At 68.4% G+C, this 12,847-nt stretch carries 11 protein-coding genes and 1 pseudogene; 7 read left to right on the top strand and 5 right to left on the bottom strand.

Annotation, left to right across the window (positions count from 1 at the left end; translation table 11 throughout):
- Window positions 1–134 precede the first annotated feature (134 nt).
- The 4 genes from ctaC to ACZYVJ_RS04155 all read left to right on the top strand — a co-directional run bounded on the left by ctaC (window position 135) and on the right by ACZYVJ_RS04155 (window position 3,459).
- Complete coding sequence (gene ctaC / locus ACZYVJ_RS04170) at window positions 135–1,244, top strand: aa3-type cytochrome oxidase subunit II (protein WP_463829862.1); 1,110 nt, start codon at window positions 135–137, stop codon at window positions 1,242–1,244.
- Window positions 1,245–1,257: 13 nt separating this feature from the next.
- Complete coding sequence (locus ACZYVJ_RS04165) at window positions 1,258–1,677, top strand: cytochrome c oxidase subunit 4 (protein WP_463829861.1); 420 nt, start codon at window positions 1,258–1,260, stop codon at window positions 1,675–1,677.
- A gap of 187 nt (window positions 1,678–1,864) precedes the next feature.
- Window positions 1,865–2,806 (top strand): MmpS family transport accessory protein, encoded by a 942-nt coding sequence (locus ACZYVJ_RS04160; RefSeq protein WP_463829860.1) that lies wholly within the window; start codon window positions 1,865–1,867, stop codon window positions 2,804–2,806.
- Window positions 2,806–3,459, top strand: a complete 654-nt coding sequence (locus ACZYVJ_RS04155) for a DUF2561 family protein (protein WP_463829859.1) — start codon at window positions 2,806–2,808, stop codon at window positions 3,457–3,459. Before ACZYVJ_RS04160 ends, ACZYVJ_RS04155 begins: the two co-directional genes overlap by 1 nt.
- Before the next feature lie 181 nt (window positions 3,460–3,640).
- Here the strand turns inward: ACZYVJ_RS04155 and qcrB are convergent, their stop codons facing one another.
- The 4 genes from qcrB to ctaE all read right to left on the bottom strand — a co-directional run bounded on the left by qcrB (window position 3,641) and on the right by ctaE (window position 8,124).
- Entirely contained in the window at window positions 3,641–5,341 is a 1,701-nt protein-coding gene (gene qcrB / locus ACZYVJ_RS04150; RefSeq protein WP_463829858.1) for a cytochrome bc1 complex cytochrome b subunit, read from the bottom strand.
- Window positions 5,338–6,549, bottom strand: a complete 1,212-nt coding sequence (gene qcrA / locus ACZYVJ_RS04145) for a cytochrome bc1 complex Rieske iron-sulfur subunit (RefSeq protein WP_463829857.1) — start codon at window positions 6,547–6,549, stop codon at window positions 5,338–5,340. The genes qcrB and qcrA overlap by 4 nt, the downstream gene beginning before the upstream one ends.
- Window positions 6,550–6,625: 76 nt before the next feature.
- Entirely contained in the window at window positions 6,626–7,483 is an 858-nt protein-coding gene (gene qcrC, locus ACZYVJ_RS04140) for a cytochrome bc1 complex diheme cytochrome c subunit (protein WP_463829856.1), read from the bottom strand.
- Window positions 7,484–7,512: 29 nt separating this feature from the next.
- Entirely contained in the window at window positions 7,513–8,124 is a 612-nt protein-coding gene (gene ctaE / locus ACZYVJ_RS04135; protein ID WP_007770719.1) for an aa3-type cytochrome oxidase subunit III, read from the bottom strand.
- A 150-nt stretch (window positions 8,125–8,274) separates the two neighbouring features.
- On the opposite strand from ctaE, the gene trpD reads away from it, so the two are divergent.
- On the top strand, window positions 8,275–9,357 hold the full coding sequence (gene trpD / locus ACZYVJ_RS04130) for an anthranilate phosphoribosyltransferase (RefSeq protein WP_463829855.1): 1,083 nt from the start codon (window positions 8,275–8,277) through the stop codon (window positions 9,355–9,357).
- Here trpD and ACZYVJ_RS04125 read toward each other — a convergent pair.
- Window positions 9,295–11,112: pseudogene (locus tag ACZYVJ_RS04125) on the bottom strand (DEDD exonuclease domain-containing protein); the annotation flags it as partial. The gene trpD and the pseudogene ACZYVJ_RS04125 sit on opposite strands and share 63 nt — an antisense overlap.
- A 155-nt stretch (window positions 11,113–11,267) precedes the next feature.
- Here ACZYVJ_RS04125 and ACZYVJ_RS04120 point away from each other — a divergent pair.
- Entirely contained in the window at window positions 11,268–11,522 is a 255-nt protein-coding gene (locus ACZYVJ_RS04120) for a hypothetical protein (RefSeq protein ID WP_463832832.1), read from the top strand.
- 180 nt (window positions 11,523–11,702) lie between these two features.
- Window positions 11,703–12,839, top strand: a complete 1,137-nt coding sequence (gene ripC, locus ACZYVJ_RS04115) for a peptidoglycan hydrolase RipC (protein WP_463829854.1) — start codon at window positions 11,703–11,705, stop codon at window positions 12,837–12,839.
- The last annotated feature ends 8 nt before the right edge of the window (window positions 12,840–12,847 follow it).

Here is a 12,847-nt window from a genome sequence, read left to right as displayed (position 1 = left end):
GCCGGGCGTGCGTGGACCTCGCACCCGGCACGTCGTGAATGGCCGGGCGCAGCGGCGGGCCGGGGTTTCGTCGCCCGGCTCAGGCGCGTGGTCTACGCTGCGTAGTATTCGATATCCGAGCAGGAGGCGCTAACGTGACCCCTCGCGAGCAAGACCGTTCGCAACGTTTGTCGCAGGGCAGGTTTCGGCGCCATTCCGGGGGCTCCGGGCGCCAAGCGAAGGGTCTTTCCCGTCGTCTTCGGCCCTTCGCGCTGGCGTTGGTGCTGGGCGTGCTGGCGTTGTTCCTGAGCGGATGCAGCAGCTGGGCGGACGCGCTGGCATTGGGCTGGCCGCGGGGCATCACGCCGGAGGCCCACCTGAACCGGGAACTGTGGATCGGCGCGGTGATCGCGTCGCTGGTCGTCGGCGGCATCGTGTTCGGCCTGATTTTCTGGGCGTCGGCCTTCCACCGCAAGAAGGCGACCGACACCGTGCTGCCCCGGCAGTTCGGCTACAACATGCCGCTGGAGCTGGTGCTCACGGTGACGCCGTTCCTCATCATCTCGGTGCTGTTCTACTTCACCGTCGTGGTGCAGGAGAAGATGCTGCACCTGGACAAGAACCCCGAGGTTGTGATCGATGTCACGGCCTTCCAGTGGAACTGGAAGTTCGGCTATCAGAAGGTCAACTTCAAAGACGGCACGCTGACCTACGACGGCACCGACCCCGCGCGCAAGAAGGCGATGCTGTCCAAGCCGGAGGGCAAGGACGCCCACGGCGAGGAGCGCGTCGGCGCCGTCCGCGGGCTCAACACCTCGGACCGCCAGTACCTGAACTTCGACAAGGTCGAGACGCTGGGCTCCAGTGAGGAGATCCCGGTGCTGGTGCTGCCCACCGGCAAGCGCATCGAATTCGACCTGGCGTCCGCGGACGTGGTCCACACGTTCTGGGTGCCGGAGTTCCTGTTCAAGCGCGACGTGATCCCGAACGCCGACGCGAACAACTCGGTGCACGTCTTCCAGACCGAAGAGATCCTGACGCCCGGTGCGTTCGTGGGCCACTGCGCCGAGTTCTGCGGCACGTATCACTCGATGATGAACTTCGAGGTTCGGGTGGTGGCGCCCAACGACTTCAAGGCCTACCTGCAGCAGCGGATGGGCGGAAAGAGCAACGCCGAGGCGTTGCAGGCGATCGGGCAGCCCCCGGTCGCGGTGACCACTCACCCGTTCGACACCAAGCGCGGACAATTGGCCGGAAGCCAATAGGTTAGGACGCCAAATGCATATCGAAGCCAGGCTATTCGAAGTCATTGCCGGGTTTTTCATTGTGGTTGCCGCGCTCTACGCGGTGCTGACCGCCGTTTTCGCCACCGGAGGCGTGGAGTGGGCGGGCACCACCGCGCTGGTGCTGACCGGTGGCCTGGCGATGATCACGGCGACGTTCTTCCGCTTCGTGGCGCGCCGGCTGGACACCCGGCCCGAGGATTACGAGGGCGCTGAGATCAGTGACGGAGCAGGCGAATTGGGCTTCTTCAGCCCGCACAGCTGGTGGCCGATTCTGGTCGCGCTGTCGGGCTCGGTGATCGCGGTGGGCATCGCGCTGTGGTTGCCGTGGCTGATCGTCGCCGGTGTGATGTTCGTCCTGACGTCGGTGGCCGGACTGGTCTTCGAGTACTACATCGGTCCCGAGAAGCACTGATTCGCGGCATAAAGGTCACAATCAGATCACGTGATTGGTGGGCCGTTCGCCACGACAGCTTTGCCCCTTTTGGGTTCGGTAGTGTTTTGCCCAGGCAAACGAGAAGCTTCCCAGCGCGCCCGCAACGATGTGATCGCGGAGTCTTGTGCTCAGGTGAGGCCGTCGGACAGGGTAGGCAAAGGCAACGATGAGCGGGTCGAGACCCCCGGGATGGGATCCTGACGAACCCGACCCTGCCGACCCGATCAGCCACGAACCGGACCCCGACCACGAACCGGACGATGATCTGGAACGCGACGCCGACGCCGATGGGGGGGCCGAGGCGGAACCCTTCGAGGACAGCGCCGAACCGGCGGCGAACGAGACCGACGAGACGGACGCCTACTCGCGGGCCTACTCGGCTCCGGAGTCCGAACACTTCACCACCGGCCCCTACCTGCCGGCCGACCTGCGGCTCTACGATTACGACGACTTCGACGAGTCCGCCGATGCTGACGACGAGCGCAGCACCGCGCGCTGGCCGTGGGTGGTGGGGGTCGCCGCGATCGTGGCCGCGGTCGCGCTCGTCGTGTCGGTATCGCTGCTGTTCGCACGCACCGACACCACCAAGCTCGCCAACCCCGCCACCACCACCGCCCCGTCCACGCCGCCGCTGCAGGACGAGATCACGACCACCAAGCCACCGCCTCCACCGCCACCCACGACCGAACCGCCGCCCCCGACAGCAACGGAGACCCAGACTGTGACGGTGACGCCTTCTCCGGCACCGGCGCCCCCGCCCCCGCCCGCCCCCGCTCCGGCGCCGCCGCCGGCGACGTCCACGGCGGCCGCGCCGCCGCCGCCCACCACGCCGGCGGGTCCGCGCCAGGTCACCTACTCGGTGACCGGCACCAAAGCCCCCGGCGACATCATCTCGGTGACCTACGTCGACGCGTCCGGCCGGCGCCGCACGCAGCACAACGTCTACATCCCGTGGTCGATGACCGTCACGCCGATCTCGCAATCCGACGTGGGCTCGGTCGAGGCTTCCAGCCTGTTCCGGGTCAGCAGGCTCAATTGCTCGATCACGACCAGCGACGGAACGGTGCTTTCGTCGAACAGCAACGACTCGCCGCAGACGAGCTGCTGATGGTCAGCAGGTATTCGGCATACCGGCGAGGCGTGGGCGACGACACCATTGCGCCCGAGGTCATCGACCGCATCCTAATCGGCGCGTGCGCCGCCATCTATCTGGTGCTGCTGGGCGTCAGCGTGGCGGCCGCCGTCGCGCTGGCGGACCTGGGCAGGGGCTTTCACAAGGCGGCCAGCAGCCCGCACACCACCTGGGTGCTGTACGCCGTCATCATCGTTTCGGCGCTGATCATCGCGGGCGCGATCCCCATCCTGTTGCGCGCCCGCCGGCTGTCGCAGGCCGAGCCGGCCGCCCAGGCGATGACCGCGCCGGCGCGCGGCCCGGCAAGGCCTTCGGCGCGGCTGGGGACCGGCGCCCTGCGCCCCGGGACCGAGCGGACCGCCACCGTGCAGTCAGCCTCGCCGGCCCCCGGCGCCGCCGAGTGGTCGGGCGAGGCGGTAGACCGAGTCTGGTTGCGCGGCACGGTGATTCTGACCGGCACCATGGGCGCGGCGCTGATCGCGGTCGCGACGGCGACCTACCTGATGGCGATCGGCCACGATGGCGGGTCGTGGGTAGGATATGGGTTCGCCGGCGTCATCACCGCGGCCATGCCGGTGGTGGAGTGGCTGCACATTCGTCAGCTCCGCCAGGTCGTCGCCGAGCAGTAGCCGCCGCACGCGCGCCGGCCCTTGATGGTGTCGCGCTGTGTCGCCGGGCTCCGCGTCGAAGCGCCCGACAGACATAGGCAAGCGGGTGGTCGTCACGGCAGATCCTGCGGGCCGCCCAGCGGCCACGGGCCTGCGCCCAACCGCAGGGGCGGGCACCGACGAAAACCGGTGGGGGAGCGAGCTAGTGCTCGCCGCCCTCGCCGTTTGTCGAACCGTTCGTGGAGCCGTTGAGGCCGTCCTGGTGTTCGCGCAGCGCGGTCAGGGCGCGCAGCTCCGAGCCGTGGGCGGCCTCGCGTAGCGCCGCATCCTCGGACGCCGGGTCGGCGAACAGGAAGCTGCCGCTGCCCGGAGATCCGGCCGAGCCCAGCTTGTTCATCTTCTTGGGCAGTGCCGCACCCTGGTACTCGAGCGGCAGCGGGTGACCATGGTCGTCGACCGGGCCCAGCGGCTGGTGCAGCTCGACGTAGGCGCCATGCGGCAGCCGCTTGATGATGCCGGTTTCGATGCCGTGCTCGAGCACCGCGCGGTCACTGCGTTGCAGTCCGATGCACCACCGGTAGGTGATGAAGTAGACCACCGGCGGAACGATCACCATGCCGATGCGCCCGATCCACGTCGTCGCATTCAGCGAGATGTCGAACTTGAACGCGATGATGTCGTTCATCGCCGCCAGCGTCAGCAACATGTAGAACGCGATCGCCATCGCACCGATCGACGTGCGCACCGGCACGTCGCGCGGGCGCTGCAGCAGGTTGTGGTGCGCGTAGTCGCCGCTGAATCGCTTCTCCAGGAACGGGTAGACGATCAGCAGGCCGAAGATCCCACCCATGATCAGGGCCACCCAGACCGGCGCCGGGATGGTGTGGTGCCAGAAGTAGAACTCCCACGGCGGCCAGATACGGGCCAGGCCCTCGGTCCACATCATGTAGAAGTCCGGCTGCGAACCGGCCGAGACGTGAGATGGCTTGTAGGGGCCCAGGTTCCAGATCGGGTTGATCTGTAGCAGACCACCCAGCAGGCCCAGCACGCCGACGATCGCGGCGAAGAACGCCCCGGACTTGACGGCGAACACCGGCATCACTCGCACGCCGACCACGTTGTGCTCGGTGCGACCGGGGCCGGGGAACTGGGTGTGCTTCTGGAACCACACCATGGCCAGGTGCAGCCCGATCAGCGCCAGGATGATCCCGGGCAGTAGCAGGATGTGCAGGGCGTACATCCGCGGGATGATGTAACCCGCTGTGGCGCATTCGTTTCCGATGCCGCCGCAGGGGAAGTCACCGCCGAACAGGGCCCAGTGCAGCCAGGTGCCGATCACCGGCATGCCCAACGTGATCGAGGACAGCGCGGCACGCAAGCCGATGCCGGACAGCAGGTCGTCGGGCAGCGAGTAGCCGAAGTAGCCCTCGAACATGGCCAGGATCAGCAGCAGCGAACCGATGACCCAGTTGGCCTCACGCGGCCGCCGGAAGGCGCCGGTGAAGAAGATGCGGGCCAGGTGCACCATGATCGACGCGGAGAAGATCAATGCCGCCCAGTGGTGGACCTGACGCACGAACAGGCCGCCGCGCACCTCGAAGGAGATGTCGAGGGTCGATGCGAAGGCCTTCGACATGTCCACGCCGCGCAGCGGCTGGTAGGCGCCGTTGTAGGTGATCTCGGCCATGGACGGATCGAAGAACAGCGTCAGATACACGCCGGTGAGCAGCAACACGATGAAGCTGTACATCGCGATCTCACCGAGCAGGAACGACCAGTGGGTGGGGAAGACCTTGTTGAGCTGTCTACGGACCGCCCCGGACGGGTGGTAGCGCGTGTCGATGTCCTCGCCTTGACGGGCCAGGACATCGCCGATCTTCGGGGGACTCAATTTCGGACTCATGTCGTCGTCCTCTCCCAGAATGCCGGTCCGACCGGCTCGACGAAGTCACCGTTGGCGACCAGATACCCGTTGGAGTCGATGGTGATCGGCAGTTGCGCCAACGCACGCGCGGCCGGCCCGAAAATCGGCTTGGCGAAGTGCAGCGCGTCGAACTGCGACTGGTGGCAAGGGCACAAGATCCGGTAGGACTGCTCCTCGTAGAGCGAGGCGGGGCAGCCCAGGTGCGAGCAGACCTTGGTGTAGGCGAAGAACTCGCCGAAGTTGAAGCTCTCCTGGCCCTGCCGTTTGACCACGCGGTTCATGTCGGTGGGCCGGACACGGATGAGCATCACCGGGTTTCGCACACCCTGGTTGATGGCCCGCAGCTTTTCCTGCGATTCCGGTGTGGTGCCATCGCCGTCGGACTCCCGCCACGGGAAGACGGTTTCCATGCCACCGGCGTCGAGGTCCTCGGGGCGCATCTTGACGAACGGCGACGTGGAGGCGGAGCCGGTGGCGCGCGCCAGGAAGATGGTCTCGCCGTGGTAGCGCGGGCTCCACCCGGATGTCCACAGCACGGCCTTCTTCCCGTCGGCGGTGGGCACGACCGGCTTCCACGGGTTCTTGATCAACCCGCCGGCAAACGCGACCAGGGTGGAAAGGCCGAAGGCTCCCAGCCCCATTCCCAGCGACAGGCCGATCAGCTTGCGCCGCCCGACCGTCGAACCCTGATACGCGTCGGCCAGGTTCGCCACCACCGTCTTGCGGTCGACGTCGCGCGAGGCGCCGTCGTGGCGGTCCTGAATCGAAATCTCTTCGGGGATAAAGCGTTTCTGGTAGAGGATGACGCCGATCCCGATCGACAGGATCGACATCCCGAAGGTCAGGCCGTACAGCGGGGTGGCCATGTCGTACAAAAAGCTTCCGGCGCTCTCCCTGGGCTTGTACTCCCAGGGCCAGAACAAGAAGATGAGCAGCAGCGCCAGCCCGAAGAAACCGCCCAGCAAAAGCCAGAGGGCCACGCCGCGCTCGGCGCGCTTTTCGGCTTTGGTGCCCTCGATCGGCCAACGGGGTTCCTTGAACACCGTGTCGACGCCGTCCAGTTTGCCGCCCAGCGCCACCAGTTCCTGCTGCGACATGGCGGCCAGCGCCGCGTCGTCGGGTTCCCTCTCACCGGCGCCGTGCGGGTTCCCGCCGGTGTCAGAGCCGCGAACGTCCGCCTCGCTCATTTTGCGCCGCTCCTTTCCCCCGCAAGCGGGAGGTGCCCCCACATCGCCCTGCTGGTCTGCATCGTCTCGCTGCGGCTCATGCTCGTGACCCAATCCACAGCGCCAGCCCGATGGCCGCGACCATCCCGATGATCCAGGCGGCCATGCCCTCGGGTGCGGGCCCGAATCCGCCCAGGCCGTAGCCGCCCGGCTGGCGCTCCTCGGTCACCGCCTTGATGTAGCCGATGATGTCCTTCTTGGCCTCGAACGACAGCTGACGGTCGGAGAACTTCGGCATGTTCTGCGGACCGGTCCGCATGGCCGCCAGGATCTGCTGCTCGTTGGCGGGCTCCAGGTCCGGCGCGAACTTGCCGGACGACAGCGCCCCGCCCTTACCGGTGAAGTTGTGGCAGGAAGAGCAGTTCAGCCGGAACAGGTCGCCACCGCGGCCCAGGTCCTCGCCGCGCAGCGAGCGCATCGCGAGGCTGCCGTCCGGGTTGCGCACCGTGGTCGGGCCGCCGCCGTTGGCCTGGACGTAGGCGCCCAAGGCGTCGACCTGGCCCTCGTCGAAGATCGGTTCCTTGCGGGGCGCCTGAGCCTCGCCGGTCATCGCCGGCATCCGGCCCGTCGACACCTGGAAGTAGACGGCTTCCTCGCCGACGCCGATCAGGCTCGGCCCGCGGTCGTGGACACCCTGCAGATTGGCACCGTGGCAGGACACGCACGACGTGTCGAACAGCTGCTTGCCGGTGCGCAGTAGCGCCGAGTTCGACTCGTCGGCGACGGCCACCTGCGGCCGCGGGGTCAGGATGGCGGCCAGGCCGCCGGCAATGGTCAGCGCGATCAGCAGCAGCAGACCGCCGGACAGCCGGCGGCGAAGCCGCCGTCGCGAACGGTCACGCTGCCCCTGTGGCGGCTTGGCCGCACCGGATCGGGTAGACCCCAGCTTCTTCAACCGAGCACTCCTGTTCGTCCAGCGCCTGCTCATCGGATGAAATAGATCACGGCGAACAGCGCGATCCACACGATGTCCACGAAATGCCAGTAGTACGAGACGACGATGCTGGCCGTGGCCTGCGCCGGCGTGAACTTGCTCATCGCGGTGCGGGCCAGCAAGAAGATGAAGGCGATCAGGCCGCCGGTGACGTGCAGGCCGTGGAACCCGGTCGCCAGGTAGAACACGCTGCCGTAGGCGCTCCCGGGGATGGTCGTCCCGTGCGTCATCAGGTGGTAGTACTCGTAGCCCTGGCCGCAAACGAAGAACAGGCCCATCAGGAAGGTGAGCACGTACCAGCGGCGCAGGCCGAACACGTCGCCTCGCTCGGCCGCGAACACGCCCATCTGGCAGGTGAACGACGACGCGATCAGCACCAACGTGACCGGCACGGCCTGGTACAGGTTCAGCTCGGTCGGCGGCGGCGGCCACTTCCCGCCCGATTGGGCGCGAGCGGTGAAGTACATCGCGAAGAGGCCAGCAAAGAACATCAGCTCGCTGGAAAGCCAAACGATGGTGCCGACGCTGACCATGTTGGGTCGGTTCAGCGAATGCACCCGCGACGTAATTGCAGTACCCGAAGTCCCGGCAGCGCTGGTCACATCCGCAAGTATGACGCTTTGTAGTTGTTGAACTCCACCCGGGGCGGCATTTGGTGTCTGGCGCGTCGCGCGCGGGTGCGCGGTGGGCAGCTCGCGGCCGAGTTTGTCAGAGGTTGGGGCCAGGTGTGGTCCTCGTGGGACCATCGGCGCGTGGCTTTGTCATCTAAGGCTTCGCCGTCCGGCGCACCCGCAACCTCGTGGCCGCGGATCCTGTCCCGTCTGACCGGCGGTCAGGACCTGACGCGCGGACAGGCCGCCTGGGCGATGGACCGGATCATGGCCGGCGACGCGAGCCCCGCCCAGATCGCGGCCTTCGCGGTGGCGATGCAGGTGAAGGTCCCCACCTCGGCCGAAGTCATCGAGCTGGCCGACGTCATGCTCGACCACGCGCTGCGGATGCCCCCCGGTGCCATCCGCGACGACACCGTCGACATCGTCGGCACCGGTGGCGACGGCGTCAACACCGTGAACCTGTCCACGATGGCGGCTCTCGTGGCCGCGGCCGCGGGCGTGCCGGTGGTCAAACACGGCAACCGGGCGGCCTCGTCGTTGTCCGGCGGCGCCGACACGCTCGAGGCGCTCGGCATCCGCATCGACCTCGGGCCCGAGCAGGTCGCACGCAGCCTCGCCGAGGTCGGCATCGGCTTCTGCTTCGCGCCGCTGTTCCATCCGTCCTACCGGCACACGTCCGCGGTACGCCGCGAGATCGGCGTGCCGACGGTGTTCAATCTCCTTGGGCCGCTTACCAATCCGGCCAGGCCGCGGGCCGGACTGATCGGCTGCGCGTTCGCCGAGCTCTCCGAGGTGATGGCCGGGGTGTTCGCCGCCCGCCGGTCCAGTGTGCTGGTGGTGCACGGTGACGACGGGCTCGACGAGCTGACGACCACCACCACCAGCACGATCTGGCGGGTGCAGGCCGGCACCGTGGACAAGCTGACCTTCGATCCGGCCGGATTCGGTTTCCCCCGAGCCGATCTCGACGACTTGTTGGGCGGTGACGCCCAGGCCAACGCGGCGGAGGTCCGCGCGGTGCTGGCCGGCGGCAAGGGTCCGGTGCGAGACGCCGTCGTCCTCAATGCCGCCGGGGCGATCGTCGCCCACGCCGGGTTATCCAGCCGCGCTGAATGGTTGCCGGCGTGGGAGGACGGGCTGGCCCGCGCCTGTAAGGCCATCGATTCCGGCGCGGCCGAACAACTGCTCGCGCGATGGGTGCGGTTCGGCCAGCAGGTCTGATTCCCGCAGCGCCTGCTCACTGGCCAGTCGCGCCGAGCGCGCCGCCGCGGCCCACGCCGACCAGACGCCGGCCGACCGCAGCGGGCTAGCCCAGCCGTCCTCGGCGACCCGGACGATGCGCACCCCGGGCGCCGTCAACCAGCGCGCGATGAGCGCGGTCTCCTCGACCAGTGCGCCGCCCAGTGGGGCGGGCGCGGGCAGAATCGCTTGTGCCCCAGCAACAATCGCGTCGACGACCGGCATCGGCGGCACCCCGCGCCTGGCGCTGCCCGCCGCGGCGAGCTGGCCGTGGCGGATTACGGCCAGGTGATAGCCGCCCTCGCCGTCGGGCGCTGCGGCGATCAGCTCGGGCAGCGCGGCCAGGGCGCGCAGCCGCTGACCGCGCCACAGCGTCTCGACCGCGGTGACGGTGCGGTCGCGCAGGCGCGCGGCGCTCTCGAAGTGATGCCGCTCGGCGAGCGCACCGACCTGGTCCACGGCCGACCCCAGCGCGCCGTTGTCCACGCCGTCGACCAGCGCCGCGACCCGCGCCACGGCGGCGGCGTACTGGGTGGCGGTGACACCGCGCGCGGCCGGACACGGCGACACCTCCGCCTCGGCGCACAGCGGTCCGTGCAGCGCCGAGCGGCCCAGCCGGTTGGTGCAGGTGCGTAGTCCGGTGAACCGCGCCAGCAGGGCGGCCGTGTCGGCGGCGTCGGCGCGGGCCCGGAACGGTCCGACGGCGCGGTCGTGGCGCGGCGCCCGCACCACGGCGAGACGGGGGAAGGCCTCCTCGGTGAGCGCCACCCACCACCAGCGGTGCGGAAACCGGGACCGCCGGTTGTACGGCGGGGCGTGCGCGGCCAGCAGCCGCAGCTCGCGCACGCCGGCCTCCAGCGCGTGCGAGCACTCGACGTGGTCGACCGCGACGGCCAGCGCGACCATCTCCTTCATGCGGCCCCGGGGATCGGCACCGGTGAAGTACTGGCTGACCCGCCGTCGCAGGTCGACGGCGGTGCCGATGTAGAGCACCTCGCCCGACGGGCCGCGGAACAGGTACACGCCGGGCCGGCGCGGCAGGCCCTCGGCGAGCACCCGCTTGCGGCGCTGGGTGGGTGTCACGTCGGGCAGGTAGGCGCGCAGGTCGGCGTAGGTGTGCACACCCTGGTTGCCCACTCGCTCGATGAGGGCGTGCAAGACGTCCACGGTGGCGCGCGCATCGTCCAGGGCGCGGTGGGTGGGCTGGGTGGCGACGGCGAACAGCCGCGCCAGCGAGGCCAGCCGCACGCTGGGGGCCTCCTCGCGGCTGAGCACCCGGCGGGCCAGCCGGACCGTGCACAGCACCGGCGGGCGCGGCCAGGCGATGTCGCACTGCTGCGCGGCGCCACGCAGGAAGCCGATGTCGAACCCGGCGTTGTGCGCGACGAGCACCGCCCCGCCGGCGAACTCCAGGAACATGGGCAGGACGGAGTCGATGGTCGGTGCATCGGAGATCATCGCGGTGGTGATGCCGGTCAGCTGCACGATCTGCGGCGGGATGCTGCGCTGCGGATCCACCAGGGTGGCGAACTCGCCGAGCACCACCCCGCCACGCACTTTGACCGCCCCGATTTCGGTGATGGCGTCGGGAACGGCGCCCGCGGTGCTCTTGGTGCGCCCGCCGGTGGTCTCCAAGTCGACCACGACGAAGGTGGTCTCGCGCAGCGAGAGCTCGTCGGGCGTGAACGGTGACCCCACGTCGGCGAAGCTCAGTTGAGTCGCACCCCTGGAAGCCACGGCGGTGACGTTAAGGCCGACGACCGACACCCGCGCGGCTCCCACGCCGGGCGCAGGGCCGGAATGCGGGAACGGATACCTGTCGGTGCCCGCGGTTACCGTTCGGGCAGTTCGGCGTGATGTTCGCCGAAGCCAGACCGAGAGGACCGATCCCGATGGCACCAAGAACTGGATTTACCGACGTCGGTATGACACCGCCGGAACCGGGGACGCCGGTGGTGATCGACTGCGACGAGTGCGCGGTGCGCGGTCCCGGCTGCCGCGACTGTGTCGTCAGCGTGATACTCGGGGTCCCGGATACTTTATTGCAAGATGAACGAGCGGCTTTGGAAGTTCTTGCCGAGGTCGGCTTGGCGCCGCGACTACGTCTCGTCCCGATTCGTCGGGATCAAGGTTCTGGTGTAGCCTAATCGCCTTGTCCCACAAAGGTCCTCGGACCACACGAAACGCTTCACATAGAAATGACAGGATTCTTTCTAATTTCTTAACCGCTTGCTTTGGACAAACGCCGATATCGTTTCGTAACCTGTTTGAGACCTAAACCAGCTCGACGACCTTTTTCCGTCGATGGCCGTTTAAGGATGCAAATCTTGAGGCTTGACTCTAGGTACCCGGTTGCGCGTGTCCTGACACGTACGGCCATAGGGGCACTAGCTGGCTTCGCGATCTTGTCCGGTGTCATGACCGCCCCCGCTTGGGCGGACCCGGCCGAGGACGCCACGGCAAAACTCAACCAACTGTCGCGGCAGGCTGAGCAGACCACCGAGGCCATGCACAGTGCCCAGCTCGATCTGAACGACAAGCTGGTCGCCCAGCGCGCCGCGGACAAGAAGCACACCGACGACCAGGCCGCGGTCGATGCGGCCAAGGCGCACCTGTCGTCGTATCAGGACTCGGTCAACAAGCTGGCCGCCGCGACCTACATGGGCGGTCACGTCGACGGCATGGAGGCCATCCTGACCGCGGGCTCGCCGCAGGGCCTGATCGACAAACTGGCGGTGCAGCGGGTGATGGCCACGCAGATGGCCAGCCAGATGAAGAGCTACCAGATCGCCGGCGAGCAGGCCGCCAAGGCCGAGAGGGAGTCCGCCAAGTCGGCCGCCGACGCCAAGAGCGCGGCGGAGCAGGCCGCCGCGGTCCGGGCCAGCCTGCAGTCCAAGCAGAGCCAGCTGCAGGTGCAGATCGCGGTGGTCAAGTCGCAATACCTTTCGTTAACTGCGGATCAGCGCACCGCGCTGGCCAATCCCGCGCCGCCTCCCGGTGCTCCGGCACCGGAAGCGTTGCCCCCCGGCGCGCCGCCCGCGCAGGCGCCGGGTGAGGCGCCGCCCGCTGGCGGAATGCCCGGATTGCCCGGAATGGCTCCCGGCGGGGTCGGCGGCGGCGACCGCGCCACCGTCGTGCAGGCCGCGCTGACCCAGGTCGGGTCGCCCTATGTGTGGGGTGGCTCCGCGCCCGGCGGATTCGACTGCTCCGGCCTGGTGATGTGGGCGTTCCAGCAGGCCGGCATCTCGCTGCCGCACTCCAGCCAGGCGTTGGCCCACGGCGGCCAGCCCGTCTCGATGGGGGATCTGCAGCCCGGTGACGTGCTGACCTTCTACTCCGACGCCTCGCACACCGGCATCTACATCGGTGACGGCATGATGATCCACTCCTCCACCTATGGCGTGCCGGTCCGAGTGGCGCCGATGAGCGCCGGCGGCCCGATCTACGACGCTCGCCGTTACTAACCTCCCCC

This window comes from Mycobacterium sp. IDUB_3 (assembly GCF_055419585.1).
Note: the sequence above shows the minus strand (reverse complement) of the source record. Positions and strands in the feature narration are given on the sequence as shown.